This window comes from Terrabacter sp. P5_B1 (assembly GCF_056400505.1).
The window spans coordinates 1-2,339 of the sequence record NZ_JBFULD010000468.1 but is presented as its reverse complement, the minus strand read 5'-3'; the positions used below and the strand labels follow the sequence as shown (position 1 = coordinate 2,339).

Sequence of the window (2,339 nt, the reverse complement as noted above, 5' to 3'; positions counted from 1 at the left end):
GCCGTGGCCCGCACCCGGGCCACGGCGCCGGACGTGCTCGTCCTCGACCTCCACCTGCCGGGGCTCACCGGCGCCGAGGTGTGTGCGGCCCTCGCCGCCGCGCAGGTCCCGACGCGGATCCTCATCCTCTCGGCGAGCGGGGACCACCAGGACGTCCTCGACGCGGTCAAGGCGGGCGCCCTCGGCTACCTCGTGAAGTCGGCCGGCCGCGAGGAGTTCCTCGCAGCCGTGCGCGCGACGGCCGCCGGCGAGCCGGTCTTCACCGCGGGTCTGGCCGGCCTCGTGCTCGGCGAGTTCCGGCGCGTCAAGGCTGCCGGCGTCGACGGCTCCGCGCGACCGGTTCCCGAGCTCACCGACCGGGAGACCGAGATCCTCAAGTACGTCGCGACCGGCATGGGCTACAAGGAGATCGCGGCGACCCTCTTCCTCTCGCACCRCACCGTGCAGAACCACGTCCAGAACATCTTCGGCAAGCTGCAGATGCACAACCGCGTGGAGCTCGTGCGTTTCGCGATGGAGCGTGGCCTCGACCTCGCCGACCCGACCTGACCCGTGACCGCGCCAGACGGCATACGTCGTCGGTGATCTCGCACGCGACCGCCCGGGGAGAAGAGGATTTCGGGATGCGGACCCGGGCGGGGGCGGGCCACCGCGACGTCTACGCTGACGGGGTGAACACGAGGACCGTCTCCGCCGATGCCGGCCTCGAACCCGATGACGGGTCCGAGGCCCTCGCTGCCCTCACGGCCGCGGCCGCCGAGCTCGAGGCCCAGCAGCAGCCTGCCTGGCCCGACACGGCTGCCCTGGCCGAGGTGATCGAGACCCTCGCTTCGTATCCTCCGCTCGTCTTCGCCGGCGAGTGCGACATCCTCACCGACCGGATGGCCAAGGCCGCCGTCGGCGAGGCCTTCGTGCTCCAGGGTGGCGATTGCGCCGAGACCTTCGCGTCCGCCACCGCCGACAACATCCGCGACCGGATCAAGACGATCCTGCAGATGGCCGCGGTGCTGACCTACGGCGCGTCCGTGCCCGTCATCAAGATCGGGCGCATGGCGGGGCAGTACGCCAAGCCACGCAGCTCCACCGTCGAGACCCGCGAGGGCGTCACGCTGCCCGCCTTCCGTGGCGACATGGTCAACGACTTCGCCTTCCACGAGACCRCCCGCATCCCCGACCCGCAGCGGCTCGTCCGCGCCTACCACGCCAGCTCGGCGACGCTGAACCTCGTGCGCGCCTTCACGACAGGTGGGTTCGCCGACCTGCGGCACGTCCACGACTGGAACCGCGGCTTCGTCGCCAACTCGGCCAACCAGCGCTACGAGAAGATCGCCAAGGACATCGACAAGGCGATGCGGTTCATGTGGGCCTGTGGGGCCGACTTCGACGCCATGCGCACGGTGGAGTTCTACGCCGCGCACGAGGCGCTGCTGCTCGACTACGAGCGCCCGTTGACACGCATCGACTCGCGTTCCGGCCGCCTCTACGACACCTCGGGCCACTTCGTCTGGGTCGGCGAGCGCACTCGCCAGCTCGACGGCGCGCACGTCGACTTCGTCTCGCGCATCAGCAACCCGATCGGTGTCAAGCTCGGCCCCAAGGCCGACATCGACGAGGTCCTCCGGCTCATCGACAAGGTGGACCCCAACCGCACGCCGGGCCGCCTCACCTTCATCACGCGGATGGGGGCCGGCACGATCCGGGACGCCCTGCCGGCTCTCGTCGACAAGGTCACGTCGTCCGGCGCCACGGTCACGTGGATCTGCGACCCCATGCACGGCAACACGTTCGAGAGTCCTTCGGGCTACAAGACGCGTGACTTCGAGGACATCGTCGAGGAGGTCCGTGGCTTCTTCGAGGTGCACCAGTCCCTCGGCACGATCCCCGGCGGCATCCACGTCGAGCTCACTGGCAACGACGTCACCGAGTGCCTCGGGGGCGCGGAGAAGATCATCGACTCCGACCTCGAGAAGCGCTACGAGTCGGTCTGCGACCCGCGTCTGAACCACCAGCAGTCCCTCGAGCTCGCCTTCCTCGTGGCCGAGATGCTGGGCCAGGCCTGACCGGTGGTGGCGACGAGCCCCTTCAAGGCGGACCTGCTCAGCGACACCCTGACCCGGCCGAGCGAGGCCATGCGCGAGGCGATGGCGCGGGCCGAGGTCGGCGACGACGTCTTCGGTGAGGACCCGACCCTGCGCGCCCTCGAGGAACGCGTCGCTGCGATGCTCGGGCACGAGGCCGGGCTCTTCACCCCGTCGGGCTCGATGGCCAACCAGCTCGGCGTGCGGCTGCACGTCAGGCCGGGCGAGGAGCTCGTCGGCGACTCCCTCGCCCACGTCGTC

3 protein-coding genes are annotated in these 2,339 nt (G+C 70.3%); all 3 read left to right on the top strand.

Annotated elements, in window-relative coordinates:
* Positions 1-549: LuxR C-terminal-related transcriptional regulator (locus AC1DP0_RS20955; protein WP_478088337.1), on the top strand; the 549-nt coding region annotated here is incomplete at its 5' end.
* Between the two features lie 74 nt (positions 550-623).
* Positions 624-2,060 (top strand): class II 3-deoxy-7-phosphoheptulonate synthase, encoded by a 1,437-nt coding sequence (locus AC1DP0_RS20950; protein ID WP_478088334.1) that lies wholly within the window; start codon positions 624-626, stop codon positions 2,058-2,060.
* Positions 2,061-2,063: 3 nt separating this feature from the next.
* Positions 2,064-2,339 (top strand): beta-eliminating lyase-related protein (locus AC1DP0_RS20945; protein WP_478088330.1); only part of this gene is annotated, 276 nt, incomplete at its 3' end.